This is a genomic window from Halomonas salsilacus, from assembly GCF_051216275.1.
Lineage (GTDB): Bacteria > Pseudomonadota > Gammaproteobacteria > Pseudomonadales > Halomonadaceae > Halomonas.
Genome location: NZ_JBPKAQ010000007.1, coordinates 1 through 16,305, shown reverse-complemented (window position 1 = coordinate 16,305; position 16,305 = coordinate 1). Strand labels below are relative to the sequence as shown.

12 protein-coding genes and 1 pseudogene are annotated in these 16,305 nt (G+C 65.5%); 8 read left to right on the top strand and 5 right to left on the bottom strand.

The window, feature by feature from the left end; all coding sequences use genetic code 11:
- Window positions 1-532: nitrilase-related carbon-nitrogen hydrolase (locus ACR80S_RS11215; protein ID WP_435403214.1), on the bottom strand; the 532-nt coding region annotated here is incomplete at its 3' end.
- A 139-nt stretch (window positions 533-671) separates the two neighbouring features.
- Here ACR80S_RS11215 and rarD point away from each other — a divergent pair.
- Entirely contained in the window at window positions 672-1,580 is a 909-nt protein-coding gene (gene rarD / locus ACR80S_RS11210; RefSeq protein ID WP_435399782.1) for an EamA family transporter RarD, read from the top strand.
- 88 nt (window positions 1,581-1,668) lie between these two features.
- Here rarD and ACR80S_RS11205 read toward each other — a convergent pair whose 3' ends face one another.
- Window positions 1,669-2,943 (bottom strand): O-acetylhomoserine aminocarboxypropyltransferase/cysteine synthase family protein, encoded by a 1,275-nt coding sequence (locus ACR80S_RS11205; protein ID WP_435403213.1) that lies wholly within the window; start codon window positions 2,941-2,943, stop codon window positions 1,669-1,671.
- Window positions 2,944-3,107: 164 nt separating this feature from the next.
- On the opposite strand from ACR80S_RS11205, the gene ACR80S_RS11200 reads away from it, so the two are divergent.
- The 6 genes from ACR80S_RS11200 (at window position 3,108) to ACR80S_RS11175 (ending at window position 12,292) form a co-directional block, all read left to right on the top strand.
- Window positions 3,108-4,820, top strand: a complete 1,713-nt coding sequence (locus tag ACR80S_RS11200; protein ID WP_435403212.1) for a SulP family inorganic anion transporter — start codon at window positions 3,108-3,110, stop codon at window positions 4,818-4,820.
- Window positions 4,821-5,222: 402 nt separating this feature from the next.
- A complete protein-coding gene (locus tag ACR80S_RS11195; protein WP_435403211.1) occupies window positions 5,223-6,383 on the top strand; it encodes a TAXI family TRAP transporter solute-binding subunit in 1,161 nt (386 codons plus the stop codon).
- Between the two features lie 72 nt (window positions 6,384-6,455).
- On the top strand, window positions 6,456-8,465 hold the full coding sequence (locus ACR80S_RS11190) for a TRAP transporter permease (protein ID WP_435399786.1): 2,010 nt from the start codon (window positions 6,456-6,458) through the stop codon (window positions 8,463-8,465).
- Between the two features lie 39 nt (window positions 8,466-8,504).
- Window positions 8,505-9,941 carry an enoyl-CoA hydratase/isomerase family protein gene (locus tag ACR80S_RS11185; protein WP_435403210.1) on the top strand — a complete coding sequence of 479 codons (1,437 nt, stop codon included), beginning with the start codon at window positions 8,505-8,507 and terminating at the stop codon, window positions 9,939-9,941.
- On the top strand, window positions 9,938-11,134 hold the full coding sequence (locus tag ACR80S_RS11180) for an acyl-CoA dehydrogenase family protein (protein ID WP_435403209.1): 1,197 nt from the start codon (window positions 9,938-9,940) through the stop codon (window positions 11,132-11,134). The genes ACR80S_RS11185 and ACR80S_RS11180 overlap by 4 nt, the downstream gene beginning before the upstream one ends.
- 36 nt (window positions 11,135-11,170) lie before the next feature.
- Entirely contained in the window at window positions 11,171-12,292 is a 1,122-nt protein-coding gene (locus ACR80S_RS11175; RefSeq protein ID WP_435403208.1) for an acyl-CoA dehydrogenase family protein, read from the top strand.
- Window positions 12,293-12,332: 40 nt separating this feature from the next.
- Here the strand turns inward: ACR80S_RS11175 and ACR80S_RS11170 are convergent.
- Window positions 12,333-12,464, bottom strand: a pseudogene (locus ACR80S_RS11170) (electron transfer flavoprotein subunit beta/FixA family protein); the annotation flags it as partial.
- Window positions 12,465-12,899: 435 nt separating this feature from the next.
- Between ACR80S_RS11170 and ACR80S_RS11165 the strand changes: the two are divergent.
- The gene (locus tag ACR80S_RS11165; protein WP_435399790.1) at window positions 12,900-14,564 is read left to right on the top strand and encodes an electron transfer flavoprotein-ubiquinone oxidoreductase; all 1,665 of its coding nucleotides are present in this window, start codon (window positions 12,900-12,902) and stop codon (window positions 14,562-14,564) included.
- A gap of 156 nt (window positions 14,565-14,720) precedes the next feature.
- On the opposite strand, the gene ACR80S_RS11160 is transcribed toward ACR80S_RS11165, so the two are convergent.
- Window positions 14,721-15,677, bottom strand: coding sequence for an NAD(P)H-dependent flavin oxidoreductase (locus tag ACR80S_RS11160; RefSeq protein WP_435399791.1), 957 nt, complete (start codon window positions 15,675-15,677; stop codon window positions 14,721-14,723).
- Between the two features lie 148 nt (window positions 15,678-15,825).
- Window positions 15,826-16,305 (bottom strand): FAD-binding protein (locus tag ACR80S_RS11155; protein ID WP_435403207.1); only part of this gene is annotated, 480 nt, incomplete at its 5' end.

Here is a 16,305-nt window from a genome sequence, read left to right as displayed (position 1 = left end):
CCCCCGGCCAGTTGGCCACGCACAGCAGGGCGTCGTATTCGAAGTGTTCGTCCGGCGCCGGCTGCTGACGCAGCCAGACCGGGAAGCGCAGGTCGTAGCAGACGCTGAGCAGGAGGCGGAAGCCCTTGAGCTCGACGATCACCCGCTCGTGGCCCATGGCATAGCGCTCATGCTCGCCGGCCATGCGGAACAGGTGACGCTTGTCGTAGGTGGCCAGCGACCCGTCGGGGCGCGCCCACACCAGGCGGTTGAAGTAGTGGCCGTCCTCGACCACCGCCACGCTGCCGGTCACCACGCAGCTGCGCTGCCAGGCCTGCTCCTTGAGCCAGGCCACGGTGCGGCTCTCCGCCATGGGCTCAGCCATCTCCCGGGAGTTCATGGTGAAGCCGGTGGCGAACATCTCGGGCAGCACGATCAGGTCCGTCTCGGCCTGACCGAGATCGCCCAGGGTCTCCTCCAGCATCCGGCAGTTGGCATCGGGGTCTTCCCAGCGCAGGTCGCACTGCACCAGGGTCGCTCTCAGTTCGCTCATGGGGCGCTCCTGCTCCGGTAAATGATGACAGATCGCTAGCGTACCCCAGGCCCGGGGCCACGTCAGCCGCCCCCGTGGCGGCAAGCCTGATAGGCTGCTAACGTACTCACCTCGTCTTCCCACACCGTCCAGAGGCCCCATGCGCCCATCCCCCACCGCCACCCCCGACCGCGAACCCGCCAAGGGGGTCGCCTTCGGCCTGTCTGCCTACATCATGTGGGGCTGCTTCCCGCTCTTCTTCGCCCTGTTCCAGGGGGTGCCGGCCTTCGAGATCCTGATCCACCGGATCCTCTGGTCCTGCCTGTTCCTGGTGGGGCTGGTCACCCTATTGAGACGCTGGGCACCGATCCGCAGGGCTCTGAGGGAGCCACGCCGGCTGGGCACCGTGCTGGGCTGTGCCCTGCTGATCGCGATCAACTGGGGGCTCTACATCTATGCCGTGGAGACCCGCCAGGTGCTGCAGGCGAGCCTGGGCTACTTCATGACGCCGTTGGTCAACGTGGCGCTGGGCCTGCTGGTGCTGCGCGAGACCATGCACCGGCTGCAGGCCGCCGCGGTGGGGCTCGCCGCCCTGGCGATCCTGATCCAGTTGCTGCTACTCGGCGAGCTGCCCTGGATCAGCCTGGGGCTGGCCTTCTCCTTCGGCACCTATGGGCTGCTGCGCAAGCAGGTACCGCTGGATGGCCTCTCGGGGCTCTTCGTCGAGACCCTACTGCTGCTGCCCCTGGCGCTGCTGACGCTCGGCTGGCTGGTCCAGGTCGACCTGTCACACTTCCTGGGCGATACCCGCACCACCCTGCTGCTGGTAGCCAGCGGCGTGATCACCGCTCTGCCCCTGCTGGCCTTCGCCGGCGCGGCGCGGCGGCTGCGCCTGGCCACCCTGGGCTTTCTGATGTACATCAACCCCACCATCCAGTTCGGCATCGCCCTGCTGGTATTTGGCGAGCCCATCACTGCGGTGCAGCTGACCACCTTCGCGCTGATCTGGACCGCGCTTTCGCTCTACACCTGGTCCTCCTGGCAGGGTCGACCTCGGGCAGTTGCCTAGGAGCCCTTTGGTCTCCATTCGCGCAGCGGATCTGCGCTCCCACAAAGATCAGTTCACTCCCATCAGTACCTGCGCGCTACCACCCGTATCAGCGTTGGCTGGCGGCCAGCGCCTGGTCGAGGTCGGCGAGGATATCGTCGATGTGCTCGATGCCGATGGAGAGGCGCACCATGTCCGGGGTCACCCCCGCCTTCACCAGTTCCTCGTCGTTGAGCTGGCGGTGGGTGGTGGCGGCGGGCATCGAGGAGCAGGTCTTGGCATCGCCGATATTGACCAGGCGCTGGATCATGCCCAGGGCATCATAGAAGCGCGCACCCGCCTCGAGGCCGCCCTGGATGCCAAAGCTGAGGATGCCCGAGGCGCGCCCGCCCATGTACTCGTGGGCCAGACCGTGGTCCTTGTGACTCGGCAGGCCCGCGTACTTCACCCAGGTCACCGCGTCGTGGCTCTCCAGGTACTGGGCCACCCGCTGGGCGTTATCGCAAATCCGCTCGATGCGCAGCGCCAGGGTCTCGAGTCCCTGCAGCAGGTTCCAGGCCGCCTGGGCGGAGAGCGCCGCCCCCATGTTGCGCAGGGGCACCACCCGGGCACGGCCGATGAAGGCCGCCTCGCCGAGATCCCGCGTATAGCAGACGCCGTGGTAGGAGACATCCGGCTGGTTGAGCAGCGGGAAGCGGTCGGCATGCTCGGCCCAGGGGAACTTGCCGGAGTCGACGATGACGCCACCCACGGTGGTGCCGTGGCCGCCGATATACTTGGTGGCCGAGTGGATGACGATGTCCGCGCCGTGTTCGATGGGCCGCCACAGGAAGGGGGTCGGCACGGTGTTGTCGACAATGACCGGCACGCCGTGGCGATGGGCCACCTCGGCCAGGGCCTTCATGTCCACCACGCTGCCGGAGGGGTTGCCGACGCTCTCGCAGAAGACCGCCTTGGTGCGCGTGTCGATCAGCCCCTCGATGCCGACCAGATCATCCTTGTCGGCGAAGCGCACCTCGATGCCCTGGCGCGGCAGGGTGTGGGCGAAGAGGTTATAGGTGCCGCCGTAGAGTTCGCTGATGGAGACAATGTTGTCCCCCGCCTCGGCGATGGTCTGGATGGCGTAGGTGATGGCCGCCATGCCCGAGGCCACGGCGAGACCGGCGAGGCCGCCCTCGAGGGCCGCCACGCGCTGCTCGAGCACCGCGCAGGTGGGGTTCATGATCCGCGAGTAGATATTGCCCTCGACCTTGAGGTCGAAGAGGTCCGCGGCGTGCTGGGCACTATCGAAGGAAAACGAGGTGGTCTGGTGGATCGGCACCGCCACGGCGTGCTGGTTGTCGGGGGTATAGCCGTGGTGCAGGGCGATGGTTTCGCGTTTCATGGCGTGTCCTTGCGGTGGTCGTGAGAAGTCGGCAAGCGTGGGTATTTCACCAGATGCTAACCAACTCTGAACGCCATCACTAATATCGTTTAGTCTCTATGGCGATAAAATGAGGTCATCGTCTGACGGTGCCAAAACGACGACACAAGCGGATACACAAGCGGATGCTCAAGCGTTACCTGCCCATACTCGCCTGGCTGCCCCACTACAACCGCCGGCTGGGCGGCGCCGACCTGCTGGCCGGGCTGATCGTCACCGTGATGGTGATTCCCCAGTCGCTGGCCTATGCCCTGCTCGCGGGCCTGCCCGCCGTGGTGGGCCTCTACGCCAGCATCCTGCCGGCGGTGCTCTACGCGCTGCTCGGCACCAGCCGTACCCTGGCGGTGGGGCCGGTGGCCATCATCGCGCTGATGACCGGCGCGGCCCTCTCCGGAGTGGCGACACCGGGCACGCCGGGGTACCTGCAGGCCGCCCTGGCGCTGTCGCTTCTCTCCGGAATAATGCTCGCGGCCATGGGCCTTCTGCGCCTGGGCTTCTTCACCAACTTCCTAAGCCACCCGGTGATCGCCGGTTTCCTCTCCGCCTCGGGACTCCTGATCGCTGCGAGCCAGGCCTCCCACCTGCTGGGCATCGAGGCCAGCGGCTACACGGCCATCGCCCTGCTGGGCAGCCTGGCGACCAGCCTCGACGCCGTTCACTGGCCGACCCTGGCGCTAGGCGCCGGCACCCTGCTGTTCCTGCTGCTGTGCCGGCGCTACGCCAAGACGCTGCTGCGCCGCCTGGGCCTGGCCGAGTCCAGCGCTGCCCTGCTGGCGCGCTCGGGCCCGGTGCTGGCGGTACTGGTTACCACCGGGCTCAGCTGGCACTTTGCCCTGGCCGAGTCCGGTGTGGCGGTGGTCGGGGCCATACCCGGCGGACTGCCGCCCCTCACCCTTCCCGGCGTCGACGTCTCGCTGTGGCGCGCCCTGCTGGTCCCGGCGCTGTTGATCAGCGTAGTGGGTTTCGTGGAATCGATCTCCATGGCCCAGATGCTGGCGGCGCGGCGGCGCCAGCGCATCTCGCCCAACCAGGAGCTGATCGGCCTGGGCGGGGCCAACCTGGCGGCGGCCTTCTCGGGGGGCATGCCGGTCACCGGCGGGCTGTCGCGCACCGTGATCAGCGACGAGGCCGGTGCCCAGACCCCCATGGCGGGGCTCATCGCGGCGCTGGGCATCGGTCTGGTGACCCTGGCCTTCACGCCGCTGCTGCACCACCTGCCCATCGCCACCCTGGCCGCCACCATCACCGTGGCGGTGCTCACCCTCGTGGACCTGCCGATGATCCGCCAGACCTGGCGCTACTCGCGCGCCGACTTCTCGGCCATGGCGGTGACCATCCTGCTCACCCTGGTGGAGGGGGTCGAGTCCGGCATCATCAGCGGAGTGCTGCTCTCCATCGGCCTGTTCCTCTACCGCACCAGCCGCCCCCACAGCGCCATCGTCGGGCGCATTGCGGGTACCGAGCACTTCCGCAGCGTGACCCGCCACGAGGTGGAGACCCTGGGGCACGTCGCCTTCCTGCGCATCGACGAGAGCCTCTATTTCGCCAACGCACGGTATCTGGAGGACACCGTCCATGCCCTGGTGGTGCGCCGCCCCGGCCTGGAGCATGTGGTGCTGATCTGCTCCGCGGTAAACCTGATCGACGCCTCGGCGCTGGAGAGCCTCGATGCCATCAACGGCCGCCTCAAGGAATCCGGCGTCACGCTCCACCTGGCCGAGATCAAGGGGCCGGTGATGGACCGTCTCAAGCGCAGTGACTTCATCGACGACCTGACCGGGCGCGTTTTCCTCAGCACCTATGCGGCCTGGCAGGCGCTGGGCAACCCGCCAGAGTAGCCTGCTGGCGCCCGTTACCGGGGCAACTCACCGCGGACAAGCGCCTAATTCCACCACGATAACGTGGGCACTCCCATGGCCTTGAGACGACCAAGCCCTTAACCCCCCCCCCCCGCCCGCCCGCCCGCAAAATGCAACTGTGTTTTATTATAAATACTGAAACTAGACATTGGTCTTGCGCCGGGTGACACGGATCCCGCCATGATTCGCAGCCGTCAGTATATTTTTCAATTAAATCATAAATTTAATAAAACCATTCCGCCTGACAGGCAGACGCCATCCTGGGCCCGGCGCACAGACGCGTTGACAGGGTCCGAGCACACTCCCTACTATCGGTCCGTATTCGAAATACAATACCGCAGAGCAAAATAACAATCACCCTCACGCTACAGGAGCATTAATATGCGCCAGCTTACCCGCCCCCTAGCCATGGCTGCCCTACCCCTCTCGATCTTCTGCGCCTCCATCAGTCAGGCAAATGATGTTGAATTGCCAGGCACCATGGCATGGACTGCCTATGGCACCGGTTCCAGCGGCTACGCACAGGCTGTCGCCATCGGCAACATGCTGCAGTCAAGTTACGGTACCTCCGTGCGCATTCTGCCCGGCGACAATGATGTCTCGCGCATGACGCCGCTCAAGCAGGGGCGGGTTGATCTCTGTGCTTGCGGCATCGCCAGCTACTATGGCGCCGAGGGCGTGTTGATGTTTGCCCATCCCGACTGGGGTCCTCAGCCGCTACGGGTCATCACCACCTCCACTGCCACCTTCGGCTTGTCCCTGGCTGTGGCAGGTGATCTCGATGTCAAGACGCCGGCTGACCTGAAGGGCAAGCGCGTGGCTTATATTCGTGGCGACGATGCTCTCAACAAGGGCACCGAAGCGTACCTCGCCTTCGGCGGTCTGACGTGGGACGACGTGGAACGCGTCGACTATCCCGGTTATTCCCGTTCCTTCGACGGCATCATCGCCGGCAACGTGGATGCCTCCTTCACCACCACCGTCACCCCACCCGCCCAGCAACTCGCCAGCAGCCCACGCGGCATCACCTGGCCCGTGCTCGACCCCGACGACGCGGACGGCTGGGAACGCATGATGGCAGTAGCGCCCTATTTTCGTCCGCACGAAGTGACGTCCGGTGCCGGCGGTATCAGTGCCGACAACCCGGTGCCGAGCGCCAGCTACCCCTACCCCATCGTGGTCGCCAATCAAGACCTTGACGACAAGGTCGCCTACGGCCTGCTCAAGGCACTCCAGGACAATTACGACGACTACAAAGACTCGGCTCCCGGTGCGGTCGGCTACGCCCTTGAGTATCAGGATCTGCAGTGGGTCCTTCCGTTCCACGATGCCGTGGTGGAGTACTACGAGGAGATCGGCGTCTGGACCGATGAGATGCAAGCGCATCAGGATTCGCTGGTCGAGCGCCAAGGCTTGCTGCTAGAGACCTGGAATGGATTCATCGCCGATGCGCCCAGCGACGAAGATGAGTTCCTCAATGCCTGGATGCAAGCCCGTGCAGAAGCACTTACCGGCGCCGGTTTCGACCCCATCTTCGAGTGAACCCTCCGGGGCGGTCCAGGCCGCCCCGTTTTCGTCTTTCCAGACAGCACCGATTACGCCCTGGACCTCGACATGACCAAAGTGAATCAAGACGACGGCATCAAGCAGGCCAAGGAAAAGATCAGCCAGATGCGGGCGCTACCTAACCTCCTGCGTTGGATTCCCGGTGCCGTGACCGTGATCCTGATGCTGATGACCCTGGACTATCTGTTCAACCTCGGCTGGCTACGCTTCATCACGGGTCTCGAGACGCAGTTCTACTATGCCGTCGTGGCACTGCTGCTGCCGCTGGTCTACCTGCTCTGGCCGATCCGTGCGTCCGTCCTGCATCACCCCATTCCCTGGTACGATTTCCTGCTCAGTGCGGCAACCCTGCTGGTGGGCGGCTACTTCGTCTATAACGCCGAATCCATTCTCGAGCGCGGCTGGGCTTTCGCGGCACCTGACACGGCGATCGTCGCCAGCTACGCCTACTGGCTGCTCATCATTGAAGCTGCCAGGCGCGCCGGTGGTTGGCCCATTGCGGTGATCGTCAGCGCCTTCTCGCTCTATCCTCTGGTCGCCGATGTCATGCCGGGACCGATCCAGGCCTTCCCCTCCTCCCTCGAGGAGACGGCCATGTACCACACCATGAGCACTGAAAGCATCATGGGCGTCCCCCTGCAGGCCTTCGCCGGTCTGGTGATCGGCTTTCTGGTGTTCGGCGTCGTGTTGCAGAAGAGCGGCGGTGGCAAGTTCTTCATCAACCTGGCCTTTGCTCTGCTCGGCCATGTGCGTGGGGGACCCGCCAAAGTCTCGATCTTCTCCAGCGGCCTGATGGGGTCGATGAGCGGCAGCGTGATCAGCAATGTCCTTACCACCGGCGTGCTGTCGATCCCGGCAATGCGTCGTATCGGCATGACCCGCTCCTTTGCCGGTGGCGTCGAGGCCTGTGCCTCGACGGGGGGGGTGCTGATGCCGCCGGTCATGGGGGCCACGGCCTTCGTCATGGCCATGTTTCTTGACGTCCCCTATGCGGCCGTGGCGCTCGCTGCGGTGATCCCCTCGGTCCTCTACTTCCTGGGCCTGTTCATTCAGATCGATGCCTATGCCGCACGAAACGACATCAAGGGACTGCCCAGCGCGGAACTGCCCTCGTTGTGGACCACCCTCAAGGAGGGCTGGTACTTCATCTTCGTCTTTGTCCTGCTGGTGTGGATGCTGCTGGTCATGCAGCGCGAGGCCGTCGCACCCTTCTATGCCACCGCACTGCTGCTGATTCTCAACCAGCTCTCCAGACACAACCGCTGGGGCTGGAAAGATCTCGGCGAGTCACTCTCATCCGCCGCCCATTTGTTTGCCGGGCTGATTGCCATCCTCGCCGGGGTCGGCATGCTGGTGGGGGCACTGTCCATGACGGGGCTGTCCGGCACTATCGCCAATGACTTCATCCATCTGGCCGGTGGCAGCGTGCCACTGCTATTGCTCATGGGCGCCCTGACCAGCTTCGTGCTCGGCATCGGCATGACCGTTACTGCCGCCTATATATTTCTGGCGGTGGCGCTGGCCCCGGCACTGATCCAGGGGGGCGGCCTGGACCCCATGGCCGTGCACATGTTCATCCTCTACTGGGGCATGCTCAGCTTCATCACCCCGCCAGTGGCACTGGGGGCCTTCGCCGCGGCGACCGTGGCCGGCGCACGCCCCATGGCAACCGGCCTGCAGGCCATGCGCCTGGGCAGCGTCATCTACTTCATTCCCTTCCTGTTCGTGCTCAATCCGGCCCTGATCATGCAGGGCGAGCCGCTGCAGATCCTGCTGGTGTTCATTCAGGCCTTGTTTGGCATCGTGCTGTTCGCCTCGGCCATGCAGGGCTACCTGATCGGGGTTGGGCGACTGGGGCATGGCGTGATCCAGGAAACAGTAATCCGCGGGTTGGTGCTTATCTCGGGGCTAACGCTAGCCCTGCCCGGGGGCGGCATGGTGCCGTTGAGCCAACTCGAACTGCTCGGCATCTCGCTGGCCGCCCTGGTGCCTGCCGTGCTGCTGGCCCGCTGGAGTCAACGCTACAGCCGCAACGGCTCTACCGAGCCGGGCCTGTGACGCGGCCCCACCCGATGACCATCACCAGGAGCCCATGATATGCCAGCCTGTGTCTACTACCATCGCCATGACGACATCGGTGTGATCCGCATCGACAATCCCCCCGTCAACGCCCTTGGCCATGCCGTGCGACGCGGCCTCCTCGACGCGCTCGACCAGGGCCTGGCCGATGAGGGCGCACGCGCCCTGGTGCTGATGGCAGACGGCCGCACCTTCATCGCCGGCGCCGATATCCGCGAGTTCGGCCAGCCACCGCAGCCACCGCTGCTGCCGGAGGTCATCGCACGCCTAGAGGCCAGCGCCAAGCCTCTGGTAGCGGTACTGCACGGCACCGCCCTGGGCGGCGGCCTCGAGGTGGCACTGGGCTGCCACTACCGTGTGGCCCTGCCAGGCACCAGGGTTGGTCTTCCCGAAGTCAAGCTCGGCCTGCTGCCCGGTGCCGGCGGCACCCAGCGGCTGCCCCGCCTGGTCGGGGTGGACAGCGCCCTGGAACTGATCACCAGCGGACGTTTCGTGTCCGCCGACGAAGCCTTGACGCTGGGCATCATCGATGCCATTGACCAGTCCGAGGTCCCGCTCGATGCCGGCCTCGGCACCGCCCGCGCCATCCTGGAGGGCCGGCACACCGCCCGCCGGACCGGCGAGCTTGCCGCGCCCGCCGCCGACCCCGAGGCCATCGCCCGCCATCGGGCTCGGCTCGAAGCCGAGGTGCCCGAACTGTTCTCCCCATTCCGTTGCCTCGAGGCCGTCGCGGCCAGCACCCAAGACAGCCTGGCCCAGGGATTGCGCCGCGAGCGCGAGCTGTTCCTCGCCTGTATGGACTCCCCCCAGCGGGCCGGCCTGATTCATGCCTTCTTCGCCGCCCGCGCCCCGCACAGGGTTCCCGAGGCCGGCGAGCCCCCGGCGCTGACCCGCATCGCCCTGCTCGGCGAGCACCCACTCTTCGATCGCCTCGAGGGCCATGCCGGGCGCCCCGGCATCGAGCTCAACGACCGGCCGGACGCGTCGACACAGGTCTGCCTGATCGCCCCCGGCGACGCGGCCGGCGTTTGCCCGACGGCTTGCCTGCGTATCGCCCTGCAGCCGGCCGATACCGATAGCCGGCTGGAGGACCTGAACGCGGACCTGGTCCTGATCACGCCGCCGCAGGGCGCGCTGCTGGAACTGGTCGCCATTCGCGCCAGCGGCGAGCAGCAACAGGCCACGGCCGATCTCCTCAAGGCCCTGCGTCAGACTGTCGTGGTAAGCCGCCGCGCCAGCCTGCTCGCCGCGCTGAACCGGGCAGCGAACGAATCGCCTGATGACCGGTGTGCCGCCATGGAAGCGGCCAGCCTGCTCCTCGCCGACCAGAGGCTCTGCTACCGCACCAGTGATATTGACCTGCTGGCCGTCGAGGCCCTGGGCTACCCACGTCACCTCGGCGGTCCACACCGCCAGGCCACCCTCACTGCATCCAGCTCGGAGACATCCCCATGAACCTGACCTACAGTGCCGAGGAGCAGAGGTTCCGCCAGGAAGTACGCGACTTTCTCGCCGACGCCCTCCCCAACGACATCCGCGAACGCGTGCGGCTCGGCCGGCGGTTCTCTGCCGATGATCACCTGCGCTGGCAGACGATTCTCGGTGAGCGAGGCTGGTTGGCCGCCAACTGGCCCGTAGAGCACGGTGGTCCCGGCTGGGGCCCGGTGCAGCGTCACATCTTCGACGAGGAGTGTGCCGCCGCCCATGCCCCGACCATCGTGCCCTTCGGCGTCAACATGGTCGCTCCAGTGATCATGAAATTCGGTACCGAAGCGCAGAAACGCCACTACCTGCCGCGCATCCTCACCAACCAAGACTGGTGGTGTCAGGGATACTCAGAACCCGGTGCCGGCTCCGACCTGGCCAGCCTCAAGACTCGCGCGGTGCGCGATGGTGACCACTATATCGTCACCGGGCAGAAGACCTGGACCACCCTGGGGCAGCACGCCAACATGATGTTTTGCCTGGTGCGCACCGACCCCGATGTCAGGAAACAGGCCGGCATCAGCTTTTTACTGATCGACATGGCGAGCGCGGGCATCACGGTTCGCCCGATCATTACCCTGGATGGCGCCCACGAGGTCAACGAGGTTTTCCTCGATGAGGTCCGTGTGCCGGTGGTCAATCGTGTCGGCGAAGAGGGAGAAGGCTGGACCTGCGCCAAGTTCCTGCTGACTCACGAACGCACCGGCATTGCCGGGCTCGGCCACGCCAAGCAGGCGTTGCGCCACCTCAAGTCGCTGGCCACCCGAGTGCAGCACCGCGGCCGCCCGCTCCTTGAGCTGGCAAGTTTCCGCCAGCGGGTGGTGAAGGCCGACATGGAGCTTATGGCCCTGGAAGTCACCAACCTGCGTGTCATCGCCGCGGCCCGGGACGGCGGTGTGCCGGGAGCGGAGAGTTCGTTGCTCAAGGTGCGCGGCTCGGAGCTGCGTCAGGAGCTCAGTGACCTGACCCGCCGCGCCCTGGGGCCGGCCGCGCTGCCCTTCTTCCCCGACTTCCTTCACGGCGACGGCGAGCTCGACGACCCGATCCTGGCCGAAAGCGCCGCGGGCGCCGCCCAGTACTTCAACCGCCGCAAGCTCTCGATCTATGGCGGTGCCAACGAGATCCAGAAGAGCATCGTCGCCAAAACCATTCTTGGCATGTAAGTAAGTAGCCGATCCTCGGCATGTAAGGAGCCGCCCATGGACTTTTCCCTAACCGACGAGCAGCGCATGCTCGCCGACACCCTCGACCGCCTGATGGCCGACCGGGTCGCCCCCGAGCAGCGCCGCGCCATGCTCGAAGCGCCTGCCGGCGAACGGTCGGCCCTGTGGCAGACCTTCGCCGACCTGGGGCTGCTGCACATGCCCTTCGCCGAGGAGGTCGGCGGCCTCGGCGGTGACGGTACCGATCTGATGCTCATCATGCAGGCGCTGGGACGCGGTCTGGTGCCGGAGGCCTATCTGGCGGGCCTGGTGTTGCCCGGCGACCTGCTGGCCCGGCTCGGCGATGCCGAGCAGCAGGCGCGCTGGCTGGCCCCGCTGCTGGAGGGCGAACATCAACTGGCTCTGGCCTGGCAGGAGAGCGCCGCACGTTACGATGCCCATGGCATCGCCACCACCGCGCGCCGAGATGGTGCTGGCTGGCGCCTCGATGGCGATAAGCAGCTGGTGCTCAATGCCGCCTCGGCCGCCGCCCTGCTGGTCACCGCTCGCCTCGACGACGGGCGCCTGGGCCTGTTCGTGGTCCCCGCCGACGCCACCGGCCTGTCGCGCCGCGACTACCGCACCATCGACGACCAAGCGGCCAGCGACCTGACCCTGGACGCTGTCTCGTTGGGCGACGACGCCTGTCTCGGCCTGGACGCCGCCCAGGCCCTCGATGCCACCCTGGCACTCGGCCGCGCGGCGCTATGTGCCGAGGCGGTCGGTGCCATGGAGGTCGCCTGCGAGCAGACCCTCGACTACCTCAAGGAGCGCCAACAGTTCGGTACCCCCCTGTCCGCGTTTCAGAGCCTGCAGCACCGCATGGTCGACATGCACCTGCACCTCGAGCAGGCCCGCTCCATGGCGATTCTCGCCGCCACCAGCCTCGATCGCCCCGCCGCCGAACGTGACTACCGCCTCGCCGCGGCCAAGGCCTACTGTGGCGAAGCCGCCCGTTTCGTAGCCGAGCAGGCCATCCAGTTGCACGGCGGTATGGGCATGAGTGAAGAATGCTACGTGTCCCACTACGCCAAGCGCCTGGTGATGTTCGATCACTACCTGGGTGACATCGATCATCACCTCGAGCATGTCAGCGAGCATCTCGTCGACGTGGCCTGAGCCCGGGTTTCAACACTAGTTTCAACAAAGGAGAACCCCNTTCCACGGCGATCTCGCAGAAGGGGTTCATGGCCATCTTGACGTTGGTGAGGTCAACGTCGGAGTGATCCGGCTTGACCCGGATCTTGACGTTGTAGTCGGTGACGCGTTTGACCGCGACGAGTACTTTCATGGTGTCCTCGCTTTATTCCTGGTGCGACAGTGCCGGTGCACCTTCCTGAAACGGGCCGCATAGAATGGCGCGGCATGCCCTTATATGTTTCATGCGAGCGTTTGATAGGCGCCGCATCGAAAAACTTTGTCAATGTGCCACAGCCTGTGGCCGGGCAACAATCCCACCTTAGGACGCCCGCCTCATCGGCCTGACGCATCGAAGGGGTGACCTGGGTCGTCTATTATGCCTATCATGGAGACAGGCCAGAAGCAAACGACCGTTTTAATTGCTATCGCCGCTGATGCCAGGCCATCGGCGGCGATGCAAGGGAGGACACACAGGTGGAACACGTAGAACGCGATTCGATGGACTTCGNTCGAGCATGTCAGCGAGCATCTCGTCGACGTGGCCTGAGCCCGGGTTTCAACACTAGTTTCAACAAAGGAGAACCCCGTGGAACACGTAGAACGCGATTCGATGGACTTCGATGTGGTGATCGTCGGCGCCGGGCCTTCGGGCCTGTCCGCGGCGTGCCGACTGATGCAGCAGGCCAGTGAGGCCGGCCAGGAGCTGACAGTGTGCGTGGTGGAGAAGGGCTCCGAGGTGGGCGCCCATATCCTCTCCGGCGCGGTCTTCGAGCCCCGCGCCCTGCAGGAGCTGTTCCCCGATTGGAAGGAGCGCGGCGCCCCGCTGACCACCCCGGCGACCCGCGACGAGCTCTACCTGCTCAAGGACGCCGAGAAGGCCCAGAAGCTGCCCAACGCCCTGGTGCCCAAGTCCATGCATAACACCGGCGGCGACCTGCCTCGCTATGTGATCAGCGCCGGCAACCTGTGCCGCTGGCTGGCCGAGCAGGCCGAGGGGCTGGGCGTCGAGATCTTCCCCGGCTTCGCCGCCCAGGAGGCGATTGTCGAGGAGGGCGTGGTCAAGGGCATCCTGATCGGCGACATGGGCGTGGGTGCCGACGGCGAGCCCAAGGACAGCTACATGCCGGGCATGGAGCTGCGCGCCAAGTACACCCTGTTCGCGGAGGGCGCCCGGGGCCATCTCGGCAAGCGGCTGATCAGCCAGTTCACGCTCGACGAGGGCAAGGACCCCCAGCACTACGGCATCGGCCTCAAGGAGCTGTGGGACATCCCGGCCGAACAGCACGAGCCCGGCCTGGTGCTGCACGGCTCCGGCTGGCCCCTGGACAAGCACACCCACGGCGGCTGGTTCCTCTACCACGCCGAGAACCAGCAGGTGGTGGTCGGCCTGATCATGGACCTGGCCTACCAGAACCCCTGGCTGTCGCCCTTCGACGAGTTCCAGCGCCTGAAGCACCACCCGGTGCTGGCCAGGCATCTCACCGGTGGCAAGCGCATCGCCTACGGCGCCCGCGCCATCACCAAGGGTGGCCTCAACTGCCTGCCGAAGATGACCTTCCCCGGCGGCCTGCTGATCGGCTGCGATGCCGGCACCCTGAACTTTGCCAAGATCAAGGGCCTGCATACCGCCATGAAGTCCGGCCTGGTGGCCGCCGAGGCGGTGTTCGAGGCAGTCGCCAAGGGCGACGAGGGCGGCCAGGAGCTGACCGCCTTCACCGAGACGTGGGAAGCGAGCTGGGCCTACGCCGAGCTCAAGGAGAGCGCCAGCTTCGGCCCGGCGATCCACAAGTACGGCACCGTGGGCGGCGGGGCCTACAACTTCCTCAACCAGCTGCTCGGCAGCAAGCTGCCCAACGTCCACGACACCACGCCGGACCATGCCACGCTCAAGCCCGCCAGCGCGTTCGAGAAGATCGACTACCCGAAACCCGACGGCAAGCTCTCCTTCGACAAGCTCACCTCGGTGTTTCTGTCGAACACCAACCATGAGGAGGACCAGCCCTGCCACCTGCAGCTGGCCGACCCCGAGCTGCCGATCCGCGACAACCTGCCCACCTACGCCGAGCCGGCCCAGCGCTACTGCCCGGCCGGGGTCTACGAGGTGATCGAGGGGGACGACGGCAAGCCGCAGTTCCAGATCAACTTCCAGAACTGCGTGCACTGCAAGACCTGCGACATCAAGGACCCGGCCCAGAACATCACCTGGGTGGCGCCGGAGGGCGGCGGCGGGCCCAACTATCCCAATATGTAGGCACCCCATATGTCGACGAGTGCATGGCAAGATGGGGTATCAAGAAATCAGCACATCCCAACGAAATCAGCGAGATGTGCTCTGAGAAAGGGATGCGGAAACGAGAAAGGGATGCGGAAACTGGGCTCTGTATGAAAAGTCGATGAGCGATGGTATCTAGCCGAGCAGCCGGCGCCGGGCCGCCTGGTAGTCCCGCTCCAGTTCGTCGACGATCTCGGTCACGCTCTGCCGTGCCTGCACAGAACCGACACCTTGGCCGGCCCCCCAGATATCTCGCCACGCCTTGGGCTTGCTGCCACCGCCAGACCCGTAACGCATCTGGCGCTTGTCACCCGAGGGAAGATCATCAGGATCCAGTCCGGCTCGCTCGATACTGGCCCGCAGGTAATTGCCGTACACCCCGGTAAAGAGGTCACTGTAGACGATATCGGCCGCCCGGGATTCGACGACCATGCGCTTGTAGTTCTCCACCGCATTGGCTTCGTGACTGGCGATGAAGCGCGTGCCCATGTAAACCAGATCGGCGCCCAGCGCCTGTGCCGCCAGGATTTGCTCACCACGTCCGACACCGCCGGCCAAAACCAGAGGGCCATCGAATATCTGTCGCACCTCAGTCACGAAGGGGAAGGGGTTCAGGCGCCCACCGTGGCCACCGGCACCGTTGCTGACCAGGATCAGTCCATCAACGCCGCAATCGATGGCCTTCTGTGCATGGCGCAGAGTCGTCACATCATGGAAGACCTTCCCGCCATAGTCATGCACTCGCTCCACAACCCGAGCCGGGGCGTGCAGGCTGGTGATCACCAATGGCACACGGAACTTGGCACACAGAGCCAGGTCGTGTTCCAGGCGATCATTGGTGGGATGCACGATGAGGTTGACCGCGAAGGGAGCCACCCTGCGCTCGGGCTCGGCCTCACGGCTGCCGGCAAGCTCCTCGGTGATACGCGCGAGCCAAACCGCAAGCTCTTCCGCTGGGCGTGCATTGAGTGCGGGAAACGCCCCCACGATACCGGCCCGGCATTGAGCCAGCACCAGTTCGGGACCGGAAAGAATGAACATCGGCGAACCGATCACCGGCAGTCGCAGGGACCCTTCGAGCCAATCCAGCATGATGTCTCCTGTTAGACGCAAGGCCCACCGACGTTGGCCCGTTCAGGGAAGCGTTACCGCTTGCTCTCGAGTTCCGGCAGCGCCTCGAAGAGATCGGCGACCAAGCCGATAATCAGCGAGAGCGCGACCTGGAAGATCCCGATCGTCGTCACAGCTTCTGCTCGAGTTCCGGCAGCGCCTCGAAGAGATCCGCGACGAGACCGTAATCGGCGACCTGGAAGATCGGCGCCTCCTCGTCCTTGTTGATCGCCACGATCACCTTGGAGTCCTTCATGCCGGCCAGGTGCTGGATGGCCCCCGAGATACCCACGGCGATGTAGAGCTCCGGCGCGACGATCTTGCCGGTCTGGCCCACCTGCATGTCGTTGGGCACGAAGCCGGCGTCCACCGCGGCTCTTGATGCGCCGATGGCCGCGCCCAGCTTGTCGGCGATGCCGTCGAGTAGCGTGAAGTTCTCGCCGTTGCCCATGCCGCGGCCGCCGGAGATCACCACTTTGGCCGCCCCCAGCTCGGGGCGGTCGGACTTGGCGAGCTCCTCGTTGAGGAAGGTGGACTGGGCGTTGTCGGCGACGAAGTCCACCGCCTCGATGGCAGCGGAGCCACCACTCTCTGTTTCAACTTCAGCAAC

Bases quoted from the DNA above. Each gene is read 5' to 3' on its own strand.
- ACR80S_RS11175 (WP_435403208.1), top strand. From the start codon at position 11,171: ATGGACTTTTCCCTAACCGACGAGCAGCGCATGCTCGCCGACACCCTC.
- rarD (WP_435399782.1), top strand. From the start codon at position 672: ATGCGCCCATCCCCCACCGCCACCCCCGACCGCGAACCCGCCAAGGGG.
- ACR80S_RS11195 (WP_435403211.1), top strand. From the start codon at position 5,223: ATGCGCCAGCTTACCCGCCCCCTAGCCATGGCTGCCCTACCCCTCTCG.
- ACR80S_RS11205 (WP_435403213.1), bottom strand. From the start codon at position 2,943: ATGAAACGCGAAACCATCGCCCTGCACCACGGCTATACCCCCGACAAC.
- ACR80S_RS11180 (WP_435403209.1), top strand. From the start codon at position 9,938: ATGAACCTGACCTACAGTGCCGAGGAGCAGAGGTTCCGCCAGGAAGTA.
- ACR80S_RS11160 (WP_435399791.1), bottom strand. From the start codon at position 15,677: ATGCTGGATTGGCTCGAAGGGTCCCTGCGACTGCCGGTGATCGGTTCG.
- ACR80S_RS11190 (WP_435399786.1), top strand. From the start codon at position 6,456: ATGACCAAAGTGAATCAAGACGACGGCATCAAGCAGGCCAAGGAAAAG.
- ACR80S_RS11185 (WP_435403210.1), top strand. From the start codon at position 8,505: ATGCCAGCCTGTGTCTACTACCATCGCCATGACGACATCGGTGTGATC.
- ACR80S_RS11200 (WP_435403212.1), top strand. From the start codon at position 3,108: ATGCTCAAGCGTTACCTGCCCATACTCGCCTGGCTGCCCCACTACAAC.